Source organism: Microbacterium sp. ZW T2_14 (assembly GCF_044987405.1).
Classification (GTDB): Bacteria; Actinomycetota; Actinomycetes; order Actinomycetales; family Microbacteriaceae; genus Microbacterium.
Genome location: NZ_JBJDRK010000033.1, coordinates 1 through 20,623 on the forward strand (window position 1 = coordinate 1; position 20,623 = coordinate 20,623).

The following is a 20,623-nucleotide window of genomic DNA, read 5'->3' on the forward strand; positions in this document are numbered from 1 at the left end:
GCCCACAACCCCGCCCCGGCGGCGTTCTCCTGGCGAGACCTCAACGGGAACGGCGTGCTCGATCCGTACGAAGACCGTCGCCTCGATCCGGTGGCACGGACGGCGGACCTCCTCGGCCGTCTCTCGATCGAGGAGAAGGTGGGGCTGATGTTCCATACGGTCATCGAGAGCGGACCGAACGGGACGCTCCTGGATGCGCCGGGTGCACTGAGCAAGTCCTCGACGCGCAGTGTCGTACTGCAGAAGCACCTCAGCCACTTCAACGTCCATGCCCTGGGGTCGGGTCGGGATGCCGCGCGGTGGGCGAACGAGCTGCAGCGGCTCGCGGAGCAGACACCCCACGGCATCCCGGTCACGATCAGCACCGACCCGCGTCACGCGTTCATCGAGAATGCCGGGACGTCGTTCACCGCCGGCGCCTTCTCCCAGTGGCCGGAGCCGCTCGGACTTGCCGGACTGGACGATGACGACATCCGGGCATTCGCCGACATCGCACGCCAGGAGTACCTCGCGGTCGGCATCAGGATGGCGCTGCATCCGCAGGTCGATCTCGCCAGCGAGCCGCGTTGGGGTCGGCAGCTGCACACGTTCGGCGCGGACCCGGAACGGACCATTCGCGCGCTCACCGCCTACATCGAGGGGTTCCAGGGGCCCGAGATCGGTGCGTCGTCAGTAGCCTGCGTGACCAAGCACTTCCCCGGAGCGGGCCCGCAGCAGGACGGTGAGGACGCCCACTTCCCCTACGGAAGGGAGCAGGTCTATCCCGGCGGCGCGTTCGACCTCCACCTCGCGCCCTTCCGCGCGGCCGTCGCGTGCGGCACCGCGGGGATGATGCCGTATTACGGCATGCCGGTCGGTCTCGAGCTCGACGGCGAGGCGGTGCCGCCCGTGGGCTTCGGGTACAACCGCCGCATCGTCACCGATCTGCTCCGCGAGCAGCTCGGCTTCGAGGGCCTGGTGGTGACGGACTGGGAGCTGGTCAACGACAACGTCGCGCACGGGCAGGTGCTTCCGGCCAAGGCTTGGGGCGTCGAGCACCTGACTCCGTCGGAGCGGATGCTGGCCATCCTGGACGCCGGGTGCGACCAGTTCGGCGGCGAGGAATGCGTCGACGTCCTGTGCGAGCTCGTCTGCGACGGTCGCGTACCGGAGTCGCGGATCGACGAGTCCGCCCGCCGGATCCTCGAGCTCAAGTTCCGTCTCGGGCTCTTCGACGATCCCTTCGTCGACGAAGACGAGGCCGAGCGGATCGTCGGCAACGCCGGCTTCCGCGCGCTCGGATTCCGCGCACAGGCCGAATCGCTCGCCGTCCTTCAGGACGACCGACGGATGCTGCCGCTCCAGGCGGACGCGCGCATCTACGTCGAGGGGCTGTCGCACGCGGCGGCCGCCGCGCTCGGAACCGTCGTCGATCATCCGGCCGAGGCCGACCTCGCGGTGGTCCGCCTCGCGGCCCCATACGAGCCGCGCGACGACCTGCTGTTCGAATCGCTGTTCCATCAAGGGTCGCTGGAGTTCCGCCCGGGACTGGTCGCGCGACTGGCCGCCATCGGCGCCGAGGTGCCCCTGCTGATCGATGTGTCGCTGGAGCGCCCGGCGATCCTTGAGCCTCTGGCCCGGATCGCGTCCGTGCTCACGGCGAGCTTCGGCACCGGCGACGAGGCGTTCGTCGCGGCGCTCACCGGCGTCATCCACCCTCGGGGCAGCCTGCCGTTCGAGATTCCGCGCTCGATGGAGGCGGTGCGTCGATCGCGAGAGGACGTGCCCCACGACACCGTGGACCCGCTGTTCGCGTTCGGCCACCGGGTCATCGTGCCCGCTGCGGTCAGGCCATGAGGCGGGGCGGGTGGCGGACGGAGCCGGAGCGCGTCGCTGAGCGGCTCGACCGGCTGGTCGGCGAGTCGTTGTCGGCGGCCGTCCACACGCGGACGGCGCCGCTCGAGCTTCTCGGGTGGGAGGTGCCGGGCGAGCCCGTCCCGTTCGCGGACGCCGCGCGACAGCGGTACACCCCGTTCGCGGTCGGCGCCCCGTGGGGGCGGCCCTGGAGCACCCTGTGGCTGCGTGTGCGGGGCGCCGTGCCGGCGGAATGGCAGGTGGACGCCCGCCATCGCCCCGAGATCGTCGTCGACCTGGGTTTCGACGGGCTCATGCCCGGGTTCCAGGCGGAAGGTCTCGCCTTCCGGCCGGACGGCACCGTCGTGAAGGCTGTGTCGCCCCGGAACTCGCACTTGCCGGTCGTGGGCGCAGAGATCGACTACTTCCTCGAGCTCGCTGGAAATCCGGGCATCCCGCCGGAATCGCACTGGCGGCCGACGCCCCTCGGCGACAGGGCGACGGCCGGCCTCGAACCGCTGTACCGGCTGCGGCGGCTGGAGATCGCGCTCGTCGACGTCGTCGCGTGGGAGCTCCTGCAGGACATCGAGGTGGTCCGCGGGCTGGCCGCGCAGCTGCCACCGGATGGACCGCGCGCGCTCCAGCTGTGGAGCGCACTCGACCGCATGATGGACGAGGTCGATCCAGACGACGTGGGCGCGACCGCGCTCGCTGCGCGCCGCGCCCTCGCGCCGGCCCTGGCGGCACCGGCCGCGTCCAGCGCCCACACGGTGCTCGCGACCGGTCACGCCCACATCGACACCGCATGGCTGTGGCCGGTGCGCGAGACCGTCCGCAAATGCGCCAGGACCTTCTCTAACGCCCTCGCGCTGATGGACGAGCATCCCGATTTCCGCTTCGCGTGCTCCTCGGCGCAGCAGCTCGCGTGGGTCAAGGAGTCGTACCCGGACCTCTTCGCTCGCATTCGCGAGAAGGTCGCGTCGGGGCAGTTCGTCCCGGTCGGCAGCCAGTGGGTCGAGCCCGACACGAACATGCCGGGAGGCGAAGCCACGGTACGCCAGCTCGTGTACGGCAAGCGGTTCTTCCTCGAGGAGTTCGGCGTCGAGACACGTGAGGTGTGGCTGCCCGACACGTTCGGCTACTCGGCAGCGCTCCCGCAGATCATGAAGCTCGCCGGAGTCGACTGGTTCATGACGCAGAAGATCTCGTGGAACCAGACCAACGCCATGCCGCACCACACCCTCGCCTGGGAGGGCATCGACGGCACGCGGATCTTCGCGCACTTCCCGCCGATCGAGACCTACAACGCCGAGCTGTCCGCGGCGGAACTGGCACACGCCGAGCGCACGTACCGCGATCACGACGCGGGCACGATCTCGCTCGCACCGTTCGGCTGGGGCGACGGCGGCGGTGGGCCGACGCGCGAGATGCTCGCCGCTGCCCGCCGTCAGGCGAATCTCGAGGGGTCGCCCCGGGTGCGTCTGGGGAGCCCCGGCGACTTCTACACCGCTGCCGTCCAGGAGGCAGACGAGCTCCCGGTCTGGCGGGGCGAGATGTACCTCGAGCTCCACCGCGGCACGCTGACCAGTCAGTTGCGCACCAAGCAGGGCAACCGCCGATGCGAGGAGCTGCTGCACGAGGCGGAGCTCTGGGCGACCACCGCCGCCCTTCATTCGGGGGCCGCGTATCCCTACGACGCGCTCGATCGCCTCTGGAAGCGGGTGCTGATGCTGCAGTTCCACGACATCCTGCCCGGCAGCTCCATCTCGTGGGTGCATCGTGAGGCCGAGGCCGACCACGCAGCCATCGGAAGGGAGCTGGAGGGCATCGTCGTGGCGAGCCTCGATGCTCTCGGCGTCGCCGGCCAGGATGAGCCCCTGCTGTACGCGAATGCCGCTGCCGTGCGGTTGGCCGGAGTGCCCCCGCACGCGGTCGCCGCATCACCTCGGGCGGAAGGGGCGGCACGGTTCGAGGAGACCGCCGACGGGTGGGTGCTCACGAACGGCGTCGTACGGGCGGCCGTCGACCGGCGCGGACTGCTGGTGTCGCTGCAGGGACCGGACGGACGCGAAGCGATCCCGGCCGGCGAGGCGGCCGGACTGCTCCGGCTGCACCGGGACGCGCCCGGAAAGTGGGACGCCTGGGACATCGAGCGGCATGACCTCGGTCACGCCGTCGACCTCGCGGAGCTCGAGAACCTCAGCGTCGTCGTGGAGGACGGCGTGGCCGTGGTGCGATGTGTCCGGCGTTTCGGTTCGTCGTCCGTCACACAGGAGCTGACGCTGATGCCCGGACGGGCGGCCGTCGACATCACCCTCGACGTCGACTGGCAGCACCATGGGCGTCTGCTGAAGCTGATGTTCCCGCTGGACGTGCACGCCGAGGAGACGCGCACCGAGACGCAGTTCGGCCACCTTGCGCGCCCCACGCACGTGAACACCTCGTGGGATGCGGCGCGGTTCGAGGTGTCCGGACAGCGCTGGATCCACGTCGGCGAGGCGGGCTACGGTGTCGCCATCGCGAACGATTCCACCTACGGGCACTCCGTGGAGCGGTGTACGCGACCGGACGGCGGGACGAGGACGACGATCGGGATGTCGGTCATCCGAGGCCCCCGCTTCCCCGATCCCGATGCCGACCGCGGGAGGCATCGCGTCCGATTCTCGATGCGCCCGGCGGCCAGTATCGCCGATGCGCGTGAGGAGGCGCTGCGTCTCGCCCATCCGCTGCGTCCGGTGCGGTCGTCGCGCCCCATCCCGGCGCTCATCACCTCCACCGACCCGCACGTTCTCGTCGAGACGGTGAAGCTCGCCGATGATCGCAGCGGGGACGTCGTGGTGCGTCTCTACGAGGCATCCGGCGGTCGACGGCGAACGACGCTCCGCGCTTCGTTCCCTGTTGCCGCTGTCCAGCGCACCGACGTCCTGGAGCGCCCGCTCGAGACCCCGCACGATGCTCAGGGCGAGGAGGCCGACCCCTCGTCCGTCGCACTCGAACTCCGGTCCTTCGAGATCGTCACGCTGCGGTATCGGGTCGCCCGGATCCGATGAGCGCCTGCGCGAGGAACGCCCGGGCATCCGCCTGCATCTCGGCGGTGAACTCGTGCCCGGCGTCGTGCCAGGCGCCGGTGTAGCGGGCACCGAGCAGCGTGCGAAGGCGGGCGTCGGCATCCGTCATCCCCTGCGGAGGGAAGAGCTCGTCGTGCCGCCCGTACTGCACGAGCAGCCGGCGACCGAGGGCGGCGACGTCGGGAAGGTCGAAGCGAGCGGCGAGGCCCGGGCTGTGCAGCAGCCACGAGTGGGTGTCGAGGTAGTCGGGCACCAGCGAGGCCGCCGTCGCCATCATGCCGGAGACGACGGATGCCGCGACCCGACCGTCGAGCGCGGTCGCGAACAGCGCCCGCCCGCCGCCGCCCGAGAAGCCGACGGCACCGAGGCGTGCGGCGTCGACGCCCGGCCAGTTCGCCAGCACGTCGAGCGCGGCCAGGTCGTCGGTGGCGACGGCGCCGGCGAACGTGGTCCCCAACGCGCCCGCCGCCTTCGCGATGCCGTACTCGTGCAGCGACGAGAGCTCATCGAAGCGCTCGTCGGCCGAAAGTGTCTCATCGCGCTCGCGGTGCAGGGCGTCGAGGGCCGCGCCGAGCCGCGCGAGCACCGCCGGCGGCGCCGAGAGATCGAAGGCGCGACTGGCCCACGAGAACGCATCGGGCACCAGGACCACGAAGCCGTCGCGGGCAAGATCGTTCGCAGGCGTCCGACCGCCGTAGCAGCGGGCGCGGAGGCGGGCCGCCGACGGATGAGGCGCGCGTCCCGCGTCGACGAGCTGCTCGGCGCCGGTCGACCGGACGCCGCCGTGGGCGTGCAGCGCGAGCACCCCGGGAAGATCGCCGGCGCCGGCGGCGCGCTCGGCGGGCTCCAGCAGGTAGGCCCGTGTGCGTGGACCGAAGCCGAGAGACCACGTCAGCTCGCGACCCTGCACACCGTCGACGACCCACTCACGCTCGATGCGCACGTCGACGGCGGTCGCGGCGCGGACGCCCAGCACCGCGACCAGGGCATGGCGGTCGGCGTCGCCGCCGGCATCCGGTGACAGGGTCGCGTCACTCGCGGCCGCGACCGCTCGCCCGTCGCGATCACGCGGCACGAGCGGCGGAGCGCTCGCCAGGTACGCCGGCCAGTCGGCGTACCCCGCGAGCGCTCCGGTGCTCATCGCGGCGCGTTCAGCTCGCGACGCGCGCGCGGAGGTGCGGCGAGACGGATGCCGCGAACCCGGCGGCCGTGCGCTGCACGGCGAGGAGCGGGTCGGTGGCCCAGATCTCCTCGTTGAAGATCTCGACCTCGATGTCGCGGTCGTACCCCGTGGCCTCCACCGCGGCGGTGAGCGAGGCGAGGTCGATGACGCCGTCGCCGGGGTAGTGGCGGCTCAGCAGCACGTCGGCCGGCAGCGGGGTCTTCCAGTCGCACACCTGGTACGTGGCGATGCGGCCCTCACGACCGGCGCGCGCGATGGAGGACAGCACGTCGGGGTCCCACCAGATGTGGAACGTGTCGACGGTGGCGCCGACGACGGCCGGGTCGAAGTCGGCGGCGATGTCGAGAGCCTGCCCGAGCGTCGAGACCACGCAGCGGTCGGACGCGTACATCGGGTGCAGCGGCTCGATGGCGAGCGTCACACCGGCGGCCGCGGCATCGGGAACCAGCTCGCCGATCGCATCGCGCACCCGCTCGCGGGCGCCCACCAGGTCGCGCGACCCTTCGGGGAGGCCCCCGGCGACGAGCACGAGGATCGCAGTCGAGCCCTGGGCGCCGGCGGCGGCGAGCGTCGCGGCCTCCTCGATCGCGATGCGGTTGTCGTCGATCGATGCCCGGCGGGCCGGCCCCTCGGGCATCGTGAAGAAACCCGAGCGGCAGTGCGTGGTGAAGCGCAGGCCCGAGTCGGTGAGCATGGACGCCGCAGTGGCGAGGCCGACCTCCTGCACCGGCTCGCGCCACAGGCCGATGGCCTCGACGCCCGCCTCGGCGGTCACCCGCAGCGCGGTCGCGAGGTCGGCGTACTTGATGGTCGCCTGGTTGATCGACAGGCGGGGGTCGACAGCGGTCACCGTGCGGTCCCTTCTTCCAGGTCCAGATTCCGCGACACGGATGCCTCGGCGGCGGTCATGCGATCACCCCGGGTACGTCGATGCCGTTGTGGCGGAGCATCCCGTGCCAGCGGATCGCGGCGAGCTCGGGCTGCTCGAGCGCGAGGGACGCGTTCGCGAGCTCGACGATGCGCGAGAGGTGCGGGAGGCTCCGGGCCGAATGCAGGCCGCCGACCATCTGGAACGCGGACTGGTGCCCGTTGAGCCACGACAGGAAGGCGACACCGGTCTTGTAGTAGAACGTCGGCGCGGCGAAGACCTGGCGGCTGAGCTCCTCGGTCGGGCCGAGGATCTCGAGGTACCGTGCCGGGTCGCCGGCGTCGAGCGCCTGGATGGCGGCCGAGGCGACCGGCGTGATCGCGGCGAAGGCGCCGAGCAGCGCGTCGGAGTGCTGGCGCGAGCTGTTCGGGTCGCGCTCCGGCTGCGTCGCGTCGGGAACGTCGGCGCCGCCGATCAGCCCGACGTAGTTGAAGTCGTCGCCGGTGAACATGCGCACGCCCTCAGGAAGGCGCTCGCGCACCGAGACCTCCGACGCGGCATCCAGCAGGCTCATCTTGACGCCCGCGACCTTGTCGACGTTCTCCTCGATGATCTCGAGGAGCACCGCCGAGGCCTCGCGCCAGTCGGGCGAGCCGAAGTAGCCCTCGAGCGACGGGTCGAAAGCGGTGCCGAGCCAGTGCAGCACGACCGGGGTCGTGGCGGAGGCGAGCACCTCGCGGTAGACCCGGCGGTAGTCGTCGGCCGACTCCGCGGCGCGGGCGAGATGCCGCGATGCCATGAGCACCGGCCCCGCCCCCTGCTCCTCGGTGAAGTGCAGCTGCTCCTTGTAGGCGTCGATGACCTCGTCGACCGAGATGCGCTCCGCCTCGACGTGGTCGGTGTTGACGCCGACGACGACCGACCCGCCCTCTTCGCGGGCGACCTGCGCCGAGCGGGCGATGAGCTCGCGCGTCGCGGCCGCGTCGAGACCCATGTTGCGCTGGGCCGTGTCCATGGCGTCGGCGACGCCGAGTCCCCACGAGTACACGGCGCGGCGGAAGTCGAGCGTGGCGTCCCAGTCGACCTCAGCCGGTCGGCCCGGGGTGTTGTCGGCCCAGGTCTGCGGCACGACGTGCGCGGCGGCGTAGGCGACCCGGCTGCGGAGCGGTCCTGCGGGCTTGGCGTAGCCCGGGGACTCGTTCAGCCGGACCGCCGAGAGCGCCCCGGCGGCGGAGAGAAGGGTGAGCTTCGGCATCCGTGCTCCCGATCAGTCGAGCGACAGTGCGGGCAGCTCGACCTTGCGGCCCTCGCGGCTCGACTGCAGACCGGCCTCGGCGAGCAGCACGCCGCGGGCGCCCGAGAGCAGGTCGAACTGGTACTCGGTGCCCAGCACGTACGACTCGAGGAACTCCTCCCACTGCTGGCGGAAGCCGTTCTGGAACACGTCGTTGGTGGGCACCTCGGCCCAGTCGGCGTCGTAGTCGTGGTCGTCGGCGAGGTCGGGGTTCCAGACCGGCTTCGGCGTCGCGTTGCGGTGCTGGATCTTCGCGCCGAACAGGCCCACGACGGCCGAGCCGTGGGTGCCGTCGACGTGGAACTCGACGAGCTCGTCGCGGTTCACGCGCACGGTCCACGACGAATTGATCTGCGCGACGATGTCCCCCTCGAGCTCGAAGATGCCGTAGGCGGCGTCTTCGGCGGTGGCCGTGTAGTGCTCGCCGTTCTCGTCCCAGCGGTCCTGGATGTGCACGGCGGCCTGCGCGTAGACGGTCTTGACGTCGCCGAACAGGTTCTCGAGCACGTAGTTCCAGTGCGGGAACATGTCGACGATGATGCCGCCGCCGTCCTCGGCGCGGTAGTTCCAGCTGGGCCGCTGCGCGGGCTGCCAGTCGCCCTCGAACACCCAGTAGCCGAACTCGCCGCGCACCGACAGGATGCGGCCGAAGAAGCCGGAGTCGATGAGCCGCTTGAGCTTCTGCAACCCAGGCAGGTAGAGCTTGTCGTGCACGACGCCGGTCTTCACGCCGGCCTCCTGCGCGAGCTTGGCGAGCTCGAGCGCCTCCTCGACCGTCTCGGCCGTCGGCTTCTCGGTGTAGATGGTCTTGCCGGCGGCGATCGCCTTGCGCAGAGCCGAGGCGCGCGCCTTCGTGACGAGGAAGTCGGCGTAGATCTCCCAGCGCGGGTCGGCGAGGGCTGCGTCGAGGTCGGTCGTGTAGTCCTCGATGCCGTGCTGCGCGGCGAGGTCGGCGAGCTTGGCCTCGCTGCGGCCGACGAGCAGCGGCTTGACGGTCACCTTCGTGCCGTCGGCGAGCTCGATGCCGCCCTGATCGCGGATCGCGAGGATCGAGCGCACCAGGTGCTGGCGGTACCCCATGCGGCCGGACACGCCGTTCATGATGATGCCGATCTCGCGCACCTGCGGACGGGCGGATGCCTCGGCCGGGGCGGGAGCGAGTGTCGTGTCGGTCATGGGGGTCCTGCTTTCTTCTCTGAAGGCCTGTGTGGTTCCCGGTCGCGGAACGCGAACTGGGTAAACGCTTTCCAATAGTCTGACACGGGAGGAAGCGTCATGCAAGCACCTCGTGCCAGAGCGCGCGCTGGCCGATCTCGACGGCGTCGAGAGCACACAGCTGGTCGGTCGCGGCGGCCAGCCGCGCAGCGGCGTCGGCGGGAAGGTGCACGCGGCTGTCGCGCCGGAGCGGCAGCACATGCAGCTCCACGTGGGACGACGCCGAGACGCCGACGTCGCGCAGGTTCACGTAGAGGTCGGAGCCGTCCCAGAACCTGTCGGTCGCCGTCACCCCGTCCACGCGCAGCTGCGCGACGTCGCCTGCCCACGCCGCCCGCAGCACCGTGTCCTCGTCCACCCACCCGGGAACGTCGATGCGGTACACCGCCGCATGCGCCTCGAATACGGCGTCATCGGGAGCGGCGGGCCGGCCGTCGCGCGACCCGTAGTGTCCGGACGGCGTCGACGCCGCTCGCACGAGTGAGACGTCGACGGATGCCGCATCCCCCCGCTGCCCGGTCACCGCACGCGCCGCGCGAGCGACGCCGCTGACGTGCTGCCACACGAGCTCGCGCCAGGCGCCGCCGGCGTACTCCCGCACCTCGGGTGCCGCCCCGCCGGCGCGCACCGAGACGCGGCCCGCGGCATCCCACGTCACCTCGTCCCGACTGAGGAACAGCCGGCGCTGTCCGGCTGCCGCATCGACCACCCAGAGCCGCGCGGCTTCGGTCGCCGGAACGACGAGCACGTCGAGCGCCGCGCCGTGCGACTCCTCGATGCGCAGCGGCGACGGTCCGGGCGTGACGCGGTGGGCGAGGCCGTCGTGCACGATCTCGACCGGGATGCCGGCGTCCTCCACCAGCACGAGCGTGGGAGGTGCAGCGGATGCCGCAGCCCCGGGCAGCACGGTGAGCGCCGACGCGGTCGCCGCGTCGATCGTGACACCAGCCACCTCGAGACCGAGCGGCCAGCGGGCGAGGGTGCCGGGCGGGATGGCGAGGGGTGTGTGAGGCAGCGTGACGGCGCCGCGGGCGGTCTCGACGCGGAACTGCGCGCCGCGGTACGCCGGCAGCGGCGCGTGCGGCTGATGCCGCCCGATGAAGACGAAGCCCGCGCCGTCGTCGGCGCGCACGGCCCATCGCAGGGTCGCGGCATCCTCGACTCCCGTCGGACGCTGCTCGGGCAAGTGCGACGGCATCGGCGCCATGCGCTCGCCGAACGCTTCGATGAAGGCGTGCTGCAGGCGCAGCGCCGCGTGGCTCGGGGCTGCCCGGCCGGACTCGCCGATCGGTGCGTGGAAGTCGTAGCTCAGGCGCGTCATGTCGTTCGGGTAGCCGGTCGCCTGCGTCTCCTCGAGACCAGGGCCGGGGTTGGTGCCGCCGGCGTACATGTAGAAGCCCTGCCACGCCGACCCGCTGCCCAGCTTGGCGTGGGCGACAGCGGCGATGTCGAGAGCGTCGGGGCGGGGACGACGGTGGTAGGCCGTCGCCATGCCGCCGCCCAGCTCGCAGGTCGCGGGCGGGAACCACGGCGACAGCTCGGCACGGCTGGTCGCCGCGTCGTCGGTGCCGCGCACATCGGCGCCGATCCCGGGATCGTCCCACGTGTCGGAGAAGAAGAAGTGCGCGCGGAAGGTCGGATCCCAGGGCTCGGCGGGGTCGACCCAGAATCCGTCGCCGTAGCCGCCCCACAGCGGCAGCACCTCCTGGTCGGGTAGATCGGCTCCTCCCCAGGCTGTCGCGGTCCAGAGCGGTGCCGACATTCCCGCCTCACGGGCGAGGCCCTTGAGCGTCACGAGGTGGCCCGGCTGGTCGTACAGCTCGTTCTCGAGCTGGATCGCGAGCACCGTATCGGGTCGGCAGCGCCCGTCGAGGGCGGCAGCGAGCCGCCCGAACCACTCGCGCACGAGGTCGAGGTACGCGGGGTCGTCGGTGCGGTGCTGCACGGGCGCGTCCTGCACCCAGTCCGGGAAGCCACCGTTGCGCATCTCGCCGTGCACCCACGGACCGATGCGCAGCACGACCTCGAGCCCTTCGGCCCGCACCGCGTCCACGAACGCGCCGACGTCGAATCGCCCGTCGAAGCGGGCCTGGCCGCGCACCGGCTCGTGGTGCAGCCACGGCACGTACGTCGACACGACCGAGACGCCGCCGGCGCGCATGAGCCGAAGCCGCTGGGTCCAGCGCTCGCGGGGAACGCGCGTGTAGTGCAGCTCGCCCGACACCGGCAGCCACGGCCGTCCGTCCCGCATCAGCGCGCGGTTGCTGAGGGCCAGCCCCGGCCGGGAGTCCTCGGAGTTCGCCATGGCCGGCCGGCGCTCTGCGCGCCCGGGTCGGGTCGCGTCGACTCGCAGCATCCGGGGTTCCAATCGGGGATCAGGGGAGGAGATGCGAGGAGCGGAGGAGGTTTTCGCGAAGAAAGGTCCTCCGCTCGTCACATCTCCTCCGCTCGTCGCGGTGGTCACGCAACCAGGCTGTGCTCCGCAGTCGCAATCTGCCGTTGTCTCCCTAGGTGGGACGGCGGAATGCGACTGCGGAGCGATCAGGGCTGCTCAGCCGAGGATGGCGTCGGCCTCGGCGAAGAACTGCGAGACGGCGTCGTCGACCGACAGGGCGCCCAGGCCGATCGACTTGCCGAGGTCCCAGAAGGTCTGCTCGAGCGAGCCGTAGCCGACGACCGGCACGGGCGGGGCGTCGCCGATGCGGTCGGCTGCGGACTCGATGTAGTCGGCGACCTGCTTGTCGGGGCCTTCGAGCGCCGCGCCCTCGAGCTTGGACGACGACGCCGGGAAGCCGAGCGTCGTGCCGAAGATCTCGCCGGCTTCGGGGCTGTTCACGACGAAGTCGAGGAACAGGGCAGCCGCTTCGGGGTGCTCGGTGTTCTTCGCGATCGCGACCTGCAGGCCGGCCTGACGGTAGAGGTCCTTCGAGCCCTCCTTCGCCGTGGGCGGCGCGACGATCGAGATCGACGAGGCGCCCGAGTCGGCGAGGTACCCGCCGAGGAAGTTGCTCCAGCTCATCTCGCTGGCGGTCGCGGCGGCGGCGAAGCCGGACTTCGGCGAGAGCTCCTCGAGCTTCTGCTGCGGGACCGTGACGCCGTCGCGGATCTCGTCGCCGGACTCCCAGAAGTCGCGCAGCTCGTCCTCGGTGAAGCCGAGCTCGCCGTCGTCGGTGTACAGGTTGCCGCCGTTCGCACGGAGCACCATCTCGAACACCTGGATGCGCTGGGTGTAGTCCGTCCCGCCGTAGACCGCACCGCCGGTCGCGTCGGTGACGTCGGCCATCCAGTCGTCGAAGTCGGCGAAGCTCGTGCCCGCCTCGGGCGCCTCGACGCCGGTCTGGGCGAGCAGATCGTCGTTGACGAAGTTCGCCCACAGGCTGTAGCCGGTGGGAAGCGAGTACTGCACGCCGTCGAGCGCGCCCGTGCCGAGGAGCGACTCGTCGAACGTCGTGGTGTCGATGTAGTCCGACACCTCCGCGAGGTCGAGCAGGTTGCCGGACTCGCCGTACTGGCGCAGGTAGCTGTCGGAGAACTGGAACACGTCGGGGAGCCCGCCGCTCGCCGCCTCGGTCTGCCGCTTCTCCCAGAAGCTGGGGAAGTCGGTGAACGAGGCGTTGACCGTGATGTTCGGGTACTCCTCGTTGAACGCGGCGATCAGGTCGTTGTAGCGGGTGGCGCGGTCGTCGTTGCCCCAGAACGCGAAGTCGAGCGTGACCTTCTCGTCGGGGTCGAAGGACGCGGCCTCGTCGGGCGCACTGCCGGAGCAGCCGGCGAGGACGAGCGCGGCGCTCGCGGTCAGGGCGGCTGCCGCGAACAGGGTGCGGGGTGCGGGCATGTGAGGCTCCAGTCTTGTCGGGATGGGTGCGGGTCAGGGGAGGGGCACGGTGGCTGCGGACAGCGTCGCGGCCGAGACCGACGCAGGGGCCGGGGCAGCGGCGGGCGACGCGGCGACGGGTGCCGTGACGAACGCGACCCCCTGGGTCTCGAGCACCACGCGGTCGACGGCGGCGCCGGTTTCGGCATCCGTTCCGTCGATCGCGATCTCGACCCGAGTGTCGCCGTGGTTGATGAGGGTGACGAGGTCGCCGCGGCGCGCTGCCTCGACGCCGGCGGGCAGCCCCTCGACGATGGGACGGACACCGGATGCCGCGACCACCGTCGCGACGACCGCGCCGAGTGCATCACCGGCGCTGCCGATTGCAGGCCCGCCGCTCACCGGCACGCTCGCGACGTACCAGGCCTCGCCCGAGCCGTGGCGGTGACGGGTGAGGGCGGGGGATCCGGCGTGCGGGCCCGAGTCGAAGGCGGCGACGACGTCGGCATCGGTCGCGTGCACGTGCTCGGCCACCAGCCGGCTCCGGTACACGGCGCCGTCGAGGCTGAACGTCACCGTGCCCTCGGCCGCGGCCCGGCGCGCGGCCAGCACGGCGTCGGCGCTGAGCGCACCCACACCCGCGGCGCCTTCCGACGCGCCCGCGAGCGCGCCGAAGTCCTCGAACCGCAGGCCCAGCACGGGGCCGAGCTGCGTCAGGAACCCGCCCTGGCGGAAGTGGTCGTGCTCGTCGACGATGTCGCTGAAGGGCCCGGTGAGCAGCGTGCCGCCGTCATGGACGAAGCGGGCGAGCGCCGCGGCGCCGTCGTCGCGGAGGAGATAGAGGGCGGGGGCGACCACCAGGCGATACGTGTCATCGACCTCTTCGGGCCCGACGATGTCGACCTGGATGTTGCGGGCGTGGAACGCGCCGTACCACTCGAGCACGAGGGCGAGGTAGTCCACCTCGGTCGGATGGTCGCGCTCCTCGACGGCCCACCAGTTCTCCCAGTCGAAGACGAGGGCGACCTGGGCGTCGCGGCCCGGCGCCGGCAGCTGCGGAAGCGCCGCGAGGCGGGCACCGAGCTCGGTCACCGCGTCCCACGTGCGGGTCGCGGTGCCGGCGTGCGGCAGCATCGCCGAGTGGAACTTCTCGCTGCCCGCGCGGGACTGCCGCCACTGGAAGAACATGATGCCGTCGGCGCCGCGTGCGATGGACTGCGCGGTCTCGGCCACCAGCGCGCCGGGCAGCTTGCCGGGATTCGCGGGACGCCAGTTGACGGCATCCGTCGCCTGCTCCCAGAGCAGCCACGGCACGCCGGGCTTGAGCGAGCGGATCAGATCGCGCTGGAACGCCGCGTCGCGCACCCGGTGCGGGTTCGCCGGATCGGGGTAGCAGTCGTCGGCGATGACGTCCATGAACGGCGCCCACCGGCGGTAGTCCGCGGGCTTGAAGGGTCCCATGAAGTTCGTCGTGATCGGCTGCGTGGCACCGGCCTCGAGCAGGATCTCCCGCTCCATGAGGTAGCACTCGAGCAGCATGTCGCTCGTGAAGCGCCGCCAGTCGAGCATCGACGACGGGTTGTGGCTGTAGGGGGCGAGCCGCGGCGGGAAGATCTCGTCGAACTCGCCGTAGCGCTGCGACCAGAAGCTGGTGCCCCACGCGTCGTTCAGGGCGGTGACGGTGGTGTACCGCTTCTCGAGCCAGTCGCGGTACGCGTCGCGCGCGGCATCCGAGAAGTCCATCCACAGGTGGCAGCCGAACTCGTTGCCCACGTGCCACATGACGACGGCCGGGTGGTGGGCGTAGCGCTCGCCGAGGCGTCGCACGAGCTCGCCGGCCAGGCGCCGGTACGTCGGCGACGACGGGGCGAAGTGCTGGCGGCTCCCCGGCCAGTACGACGCACCCGACTCATCGGCCGGAAGGGTCTCGGGGTAGCGGGCGCTCACCCACGGCGGGGGAGACGCCGTGGCGGTCGCCAGGTTCACGGCGATGCCGCCCGCGTGCAGCTTCTCGATCACGGTGTCGAGCCAGGCGAAGTCCCACACGTCCTCGGCGGGCTGGATGCGAGACCACGCGAAGATGCCGAGGCTGACGATGTTGACACCGGCCTCCTGCATGAGGCGCACGTCGTCGTCCCATACCTCTTCGGGCCACTGGTCGGGGTTGTAGTCGGCGCCGTACAGCACGTCGAGCTCCTGGTTCTGTCGTCGGTGGCAGGTGAGCGTGTGGTCTATGGGGTGCGGGTCAGCGCCGGCCGCGGCGTGCCGGGATCGCCATGACGGCGAAGGCCGCGCAGCCGAGCCCCGCGATGATCAGCGGTGTCAGCATCCACGTCACGACGACGACCAGCACGGCCGCCGCGGCGAGGTACACCGCCCCGATCGGGTCGGACGTGAGGGACGACGGGATGCCGCGGACCGCAGCGCGCCAGCCGCGCTCCGGCGTCCACGCGCCACAGGCGAGCAGCAGTGCGACGGCTGCGGTGAGCAGGCCGGCCCAGCCGATCACGGCAACCATCGGCCCGCCGGGCAGCGCGCCCGAGTTGGCCAGGTCGATGTCGAGCAGCAGCAGGATGGCGAGCGCGACGCTCGCGACGCCGACGACGAGGCCGCCGGGCAGAGCCGTCCACCAGTCCCGCCAGAACGTCTTCGCATGGGACTGCTCGGCGTCGACATAGCGGCGGAGATGACGGATGCCGGCGGCCAGTGCCGCGGGGAGAGTGACGACGAGGATGCCGGCGGCGGTGACGAGCAGCCCGGTCAGCAGCACCTCGCCGAACAGTGCGAAGGCGCCCTTGGCGCCCGGATAGCGGGCGGGGTCGCGCTCCTCGAGCGTGGGTCCGCTCCCGGACGCGTCCGCGCGACGTGCGGCGCGGAGTTCTCTGCGGCTCATGTGCGGCGGCATCCCTTCTCGTCTGTCGGTTGGCGTTGGTGGTCTGTCGGCTGGCGTGCCGGAGCGCGGCGGCTCAGCCCTTGAGGCCCTGCGTGGCGACGCCGTCCACGAGGAAGCGCTGGAAGACGAGGAAGAACAGCAGGACGGGGAGCAGCGCGACGAAGCTGGCCGTGACGGTCGCGCCGTAGTCCGCACCGCCGGAGGACGCGTCGTTGTAGAGGCGCAGGGCGATCGGCAGCGGGTAGTTGTCGGGGCTCGTCAGGTAGAGGAGCGGTCCGAGGAAGTCGTTCCACGCCCAGATGAACGCGAAGATCGAGCACGTGATGAGCGCCGGCTTGATGAGCGGGAGCATGATCGACCAGAAGATGCGGATGTGTCCGGCGCCGTCGATGCGGGCGGCTTCGTCCATGTCGCGCGGCATCTGCCGGATGAACTGCACGAGCAGGAAGACGAAGAACGCCTCCGTGGCCAGGAACTTGGGCAGGATCAGCGGGATGAACGTATCCACCCAGCCGAGGTTGTTGAAGAGGATGTACTGCGGGATGATCACGACGTGGAACGGCAGCAGCAGCGTGCCGATCATCGCGGCGAACAGGATGCCGAGGCCCTTGAACTGGATGCGGGCGAAGGCGTAGGCCGCCAGCGACGACGAGATCAGCACCCCGGCCACCGAGGAGGCCGCGATGATGAAGCTGTTCAGGAAGAACCGCCACATCGGCACGCCGGCGATGCCGTCGGCGACCTTGAGGTAGTTCGCGAACGTGGGGTTCTCGGGGATCAGCCCGGGGTTCTGACCGAATTCGCTGTTGGGTTTGAAGGTCGACAAGAAGAGCCACAGCAGCGGATAGAGCACGATCGCGGTGAAGGCGATGAGCACGACGAACCAGATCACCGTCTGCCACGTCTTGCGCTTCACCCGCCGGCGCGAAGTGGTCGGAATGGGGTCGAGCTGGTGCTCGAGGGTCTCGATGGCGGGTTCGCCGAAGCTGGTGGAGCTCATCGGTTGTCTCCCGAGTAGTGGACCCAGCTGCGCTGGGTGCGGAACAGGATCAGGGCGATGACGGCGACGACGATCAGCAGCACCCACGCGATGGCGGCGGCGTAGCCCATCTGCCCGTCGCTGAAGCCGCGCTTGTACATGTACACGGTCACGAAGTTCGTCATGCCCGCGGGGCCGCCGGTGCCGTTGCTGATGATGTAGGCGGACGCGAACACCTGGAACGCGCCGATCAGACCGAGCAGCAGGTTGAAGAAGATGACCGGGCTGAGCATCGGCAGCGTGACAGCGCGGAACCGGTGCCAGGCCCCGGCGCCGTCCATCTCGGCGGCCTCGTACAGCTCCTTGGGGATCTGCTTGAGACCGGCGAGGAAGATCACCATCGTCGCGCCGAACTGCCAGACGTGCAGAAGGATCATCATCGGCAGCACCAGCGCCGGGTTGCCCACCCAGCCGCCCAGATCGATGCCGAAGAACGAGAGGCCGGAGTCGACCGGGCCGTCACTGGCGAACATCGCCCGCCACACGATCGCCACGCTGACGGATCCGCCGATCAGGGAGGGCGCATAGAACGAGGAGCGGAAGAAGGCCGCACCGCGATCGCGGTAGTTCAGGAGCATCGCCACTCCCAGCGCGGCGGCCAGGGTGATCGGCGTGCCGACGATGACGTATACCAGGGTGATCTGCGCGGACTGGATGAACGCCGGGTCGTTCGTGAACATCCGGATGTAGTTGTCCAGGCCGATCCACTTCGGCGGCGAGAAGATGTTGTAGCTCGTGAAGGACAGGTACAGCGAGTACGCCATCGGGATCAGCGTCAGCCCGAAGAAGCCGATCAGCCACGGGATCAGGAAGCCGTAGCCCGCCAGCGTCTCGCGCACCACGCGGCCGCGTGCACCGGGACGCGCCAGCGGGCCTTCGGGTCGGCCTCGTCGCATCAACGATCGACGCGACGACTTCTCACCGGTGACGATCACACGGGTAGCAGTGGTACTCACGGGAACACTTCCAATGCACGAAGGAGGGTGAGGGGTCCCGGTCCGGGCGCTCGCGCGCCCGGACCGGGCGAACGTCACTGGTTGAGGACGACGTCCATCTCGGAGAAGAACTGGTCGACGGCGTCGTCCACCGACATGGTGCCGAAGCCGAGCTCCTTGCCGATCTCGAGGAACTTCTGCTCGAGCGTGCCGTAGCCGTTGATCGGGACGGGCGGGGCATCGCCCAGGCGGTCGGAGATCGATGCCTCGTAGTCCTTGATCTGCTGGCTGATCGGGTCGAGGTTCGCAGCCTCCAGCGCCGTCTCCGAAGCGGGCAGGCCCCGGTTGGTGCCGAAGATCTCGCCCGACTCCGGGCTGTTGATGAGGAAGTTCACCAGGGTGGCGGCGGCCTCCGGGTGCTTCGTCTTGGCCGAGACGGCCTCGAGCATGGAGGGCTTGAGATACAGATCCTTGGCGCCCTCCTCGGTGACGGGCGGCGCGATGAGGTTGAGCTCGGTGTAGCCCTCGCCGAGATTCGCCAGGTAGCCGGCGCCGAAGTTGTCCCAGGTCAGCTCGCTCGCGGTGAGGCCGGCATCGAAGCCGGACAGGGGCAGCAACTCCTCCGCCTTCTGAGCGGGGAGGCCGATGCCGTCGCGGGTCGCGTCGCCCTGCTCCCAGAACTCCTTCAGGTCGTCCTTGGTGAAGTTCGCCTTGCCGTCCTCGGTGAAGAGGTCCTCGCCCTTCGCGCGCTGCTGCACCTCAAAGTTCTGGATGCGTCCGGTGTAGTCGGTGCCGCCGTAGATCGCGCCGCCGCTGGCGTCGGTGACCTCGCCCATCCAGTCGGTGTAGTCCTCCCAGTCGCCGCCGGCGAAGTCGTCGACGCCGGCCTCTTCGAGCAGCTTGGGGTTGGTGTACAGACCCCACGCATTCGTCGACGTCGGGATGGCGGTGGTCTTGTCGTCGACGACGCCGATGCTGAGGATGTTCTCGGGCAGCGGGTCCGTCTCGATGATGCCACCGAGGTACGGGTCGAGGTCGAGCAGCAGTCCGTTCTCGGAGTACTGGCGCAGGTACGAGTAGTCGAACTGCATGACGTCGGGCAGGCCGCCGCCGGCCGCCTCCGTCTGGCGCTTCTCCCAGTACTCGGGGAAGGCGAGGAACGACGTGTTGACCGTGATGTTGGGGTACTCCTCGTTGAAGGCCGCGATCACCTGGTTGTACAGGTCGGCGCGCACATCGTTGCCCCAGAACGACATGTTGAGAGTGACTTCCTCATCCGGGTCGAACGTGGGAGTGCCGCCGCCGGGGGAGTCGCTGCTGCCGCCGGCGCAGCCGGCGAGCACCAGGGCAGCGCCTGCCGCGATCGCGGCGGTGGCGAGTGCCCGCTTCTTGCTGAACATCCTTGTCCTCCTTAGGAACGTCTGCGTTCGCTGTCCGCGTGCAGACCTACGTCGTCTGGGTATGCGGGGGTGGGCGCATTCGGGTGCGGGTGATGCGGTGCTGGAAAGCGCTTGCCCGCTACCGTACCCGCTCTAAAAACGTTTCGCAAGGCATCGTCTCGACGAATTAGAACGATTCAGTAACGACGCCATCCGACGTGCGGGTCCAAGATGGCGCGTCATCGCGGCGCAGGCCTGGATCCGCGCGGCTCGCGTCGCCGCGTGACTCTCGAAACGTTTCTGAGATTTGCATGAGACGTTTCAGTTTTGCCGGCTGGATGAGTTGACTCCTCTGTCGGAGGCGGTTACGTTACTCGTGGCTCGGCCGGGAAAACGTATTCCCGTTCGAGCGCTCTCGCCCACAACGATGGAGATGTGATGACGAACTCTGCGTCAGCCATGCCGACGTGGGCCCTGCGCGCTCACGCCGTCTTCGACTGGGTGTGGTGGATGGCGTACGTCAACGCCCTGTGGTGGGTGTTCGCTCTCGCCGGCGGAATCGTCTTCGGCATCGTCCCCTCGAGCACCGCGGCCGCCGACCTCACCCGGCGTCGCCTGCGCGGCGAGGTGTTCCCGGTCGCACGGAGCTTCGCCGCCGCGTGGCGCCGCGATCTGCGGACGTCCAACCTCGCGCTCGGTCTCGGATTCCTCGTGACCGGGATGCTGGCGGTCGGCGTCGCGGGCCAGCTGGCCGCCGGCGCCCTCGGCTCGGTGCTCGGTATCTCGACGGTCGTCGCGCTGGCCGCGGCCTTCGTCATCACCGCTGTCTCGGTCCCCCTGTACGTCCACTACGAGCTGCCGCTCGGCGCCTACCTCCTCATGGCCAGCCGCTGGGCCATGCGCAACGTCCTGCACGTGGTCCTGCTGCTGCTCGGTGCCGTCGCGATCGCGGGGGTCGGCAGCATCCTTCCCGGGGTCGTCCCGTTCCTGACGGTGGGCGCGTGGCTGACCCTCAGCACCGTCCTGTGCATGGCGTTCTTCGCCGCCAACGACCGCGCTCTCGCTGACCGCGCCCCCGCGGCATCCCGCTCTTCCTGATCCT

The 20,623-nt window shown here is 70.4% G+C and carries 14 protein-coding genes; 3 read left to right on the top strand and 11 right to left on the bottom strand.

All coding sequences use genetic code 11. The annotated features are described in order from the left end of the window. Both ACI3KY_RS12230 and ACI3KY_RS12235 read left to right on the top strand, forming a co-directional pair. A partial coding sequence (locus tag ACI3KY_RS12230; RefSeq protein ID WP_404930442.1) for a glycoside hydrolase family 3 protein occupies window positions 1-1,836 on the top strand: 1,836 nt, incomplete at its 5' end. After that, entirely contained in the window at window positions 1,833-4,883 is a 3,051-nt protein-coding gene (locus ACI3KY_RS12235; RefSeq protein WP_404930443.1) for an alpha-mannosidase, read from the top strand. The genes ACI3KY_RS12230 and ACI3KY_RS12235, both read left to right, overlap by 4 nt. Here the strand turns inward: ACI3KY_RS12235 and ACI3KY_RS12240 are convergent. From ACI3KY_RS12240 to ACI3KY_RS12290, 11 genes are all read right to left on the bottom strand, one after another. Next, window positions 4,849-6,042, bottom strand: coding sequence for a dienelactone hydrolase family protein (locus ACI3KY_RS12240; RefSeq protein ID WP_404930444.1), 1,194 nt, complete (start codon window positions 6,040-6,042; stop codon window positions 4,849-4,851). The genes ACI3KY_RS12235 and ACI3KY_RS12240 overlap by 35 nt on opposite strands. Window positions 6,043-6,052: 10 nt before the next feature. Beyond that, window positions 6,053-6,934, bottom strand: coding sequence for a sugar phosphate isomerase/epimerase family protein (locus ACI3KY_RS12245; RefSeq protein WP_404930445.1), 882 nt, complete (start codon window positions 6,932-6,934; stop codon window positions 6,053-6,055). A gap of 55 nt (window positions 6,935-6,989) precedes the next feature. Further along, window positions 6,990-8,207: a dihydrodipicolinate synthase family protein gene (locus ACI3KY_RS12250; protein ID WP_404930446.1), complete on the bottom strand. Its 1,218-nt coding sequence runs from the start codon at window positions 8,205-8,207 to the stop codon at window positions 6,990-6,992. Between the two features lie 12 nt (window positions 8,208-8,219). Next, the gene (locus ACI3KY_RS12255) at window positions 8,220-9,422 is read right to left on the bottom strand and encodes a Gfo/Idh/MocA family protein (protein WP_404930447.1); all 1,203 of its coding nucleotides are present in this window, start codon (window positions 9,420-9,422) and stop codon (window positions 8,220-8,222) included. A gap of 97 nt (window positions 9,423-9,519) precedes the next feature. Further along, window positions 9,520-11,817: a beta-galactosidase gene (locus tag ACI3KY_RS12260; RefSeq protein ID WP_404930448.1), complete on the bottom strand. Its 2,298-nt coding sequence runs from the start codon at window positions 11,815-11,817 to the stop codon at window positions 9,520-9,522. A gap of 195 nt (window positions 11,818-12,012) precedes the next feature. Then, window positions 12,013-13,296, bottom strand: a complete 1,284-nt coding sequence (locus ACI3KY_RS12265) for an ABC transporter substrate-binding protein (protein ID WP_404930449.1) — start codon at window positions 13,294-13,296, stop codon at window positions 12,013-12,015. 33 nt (window positions 13,297-13,329) lie between these two features. Further along, entirely contained in the window at window positions 13,330-15,462 is a 2,133-nt protein-coding gene (locus tag ACI3KY_RS12270) for a beta-galactosidase (RefSeq protein ID WP_404930450.1), read from the bottom strand. 58 nt (window positions 15,463-15,520) lie between these two features. Next, the gene (locus ACI3KY_RS12275; RefSeq protein ID WP_404930451.1) at window positions 15,521-16,168 is read right to left on the bottom strand and encodes a hypothetical protein; all 648 of its coding nucleotides are present in this window, start codon (window positions 16,166-16,168) and stop codon (window positions 15,521-15,523) included. A 73-nt stretch (window positions 16,169-16,241) separates the two neighbouring features. Then, entirely contained in the window at window positions 16,242-17,168 is a 927-nt protein-coding gene (locus ACI3KY_RS12280; protein WP_404930452.1) for a carbohydrate ABC transporter permease, read from the bottom strand. After that, window positions 17,165-18,163: a carbohydrate ABC transporter permease gene (locus ACI3KY_RS12285; protein ID WP_404930453.1), complete on the bottom strand. Its 999-nt coding sequence runs from the start codon at window positions 18,161-18,163 to the stop codon at window positions 17,165-17,167. Before ACI3KY_RS12285 ends, ACI3KY_RS12280 begins: the two co-directional genes overlap by 4 nt. Window positions 18,164-18,237: 74 nt before the next feature. Further along, complete coding sequence (locus ACI3KY_RS12290) at window positions 18,238-19,542, bottom strand: ABC transporter substrate-binding protein (RefSeq protein WP_404930454.1); 1,305 nt, start codon at window positions 19,540-19,542, stop codon at window positions 18,238-18,240. A 417-nt stretch (window positions 19,543-19,959) separates the two neighbouring features. Here ACI3KY_RS12290 and ACI3KY_RS12295 point away from each other — a divergent pair, with 417 nt between their 5' ends. Then, window positions 19,960-20,619, top strand: coding sequence for a YesL family protein (locus tag ACI3KY_RS12295; protein WP_404930455.1), 660 nt, complete (start codon window positions 19,960-19,962; stop codon window positions 20,617-20,619). Window positions 20,620-20,623 lie beyond the last annotated feature (4 nt).

Coding starts and splice junctions, on each gene's coding strand:
- ACI3KY_RS12235 (WP_404930443.1), top strand. CDS start 1,833: ATGAGGCGGGGCGGGTGGCGGACGGAGCCGGAGCGCGTCGCTGAGCGG.
- ACI3KY_RS12240 (WP_404930444.1), bottom strand. CDS start 6,042: ATGAGCACCGGAGCGCTCGCGGGGTACGCCGACTGGCCGGCGTACCTG.
- ACI3KY_RS12250 (WP_404930446.1), bottom strand. CDS start 8,207: ATGCCGAAGCTCACCCTTCTCTCCGCCGCCGGGGCGCTCTCGGCGGTC.
- ACI3KY_RS12255 (WP_404930447.1), bottom strand. CDS start 9,422: ATGACCGACACGACACTCGCTCCCGCCCCGGCCGAGGCATCCGCCCGT.
- ACI3KY_RS12260 (WP_404930448.1), bottom strand. CDS start 11,817: ATGCTGCGAGTCGACGCGACCCGACCCGGGCGCGCAGAGCGCCGGCCG.
- ACI3KY_RS12265 (WP_404930449.1), bottom strand. CDS start 13,296: ATGCCCGCACCCCGCACCCTGTTCGCGGCAGCCGCCCTGACCGCGAGC.
- ACI3KY_RS12275 (WP_404930451.1), bottom strand. CDS start 16,168: ATGAGCCGCAGAGAACTCCGCGCCGCACGTCGCGCGGACGCGTCCGGG.
- ACI3KY_RS12280 (WP_404930452.1), bottom strand. CDS start 17,168: ATGAGCTCCACCAGCTTCGGCGAACCCGCCATCGAGACCCTCGAGCAC.
- ACI3KY_RS12290 (WP_404930454.1), bottom strand. CDS start 19,542: ATGTTCAGCAAGAAGCGGGCACTCGCCACCGCCGCGATCGCGGCAGGC.
- ACI3KY_RS12295 (WP_404930455.1), top strand. CDS start 19,960: ATGACGAACTCTGCGTCAGCCATGCCGACGTGGGCCCTGCGCGCTCAC.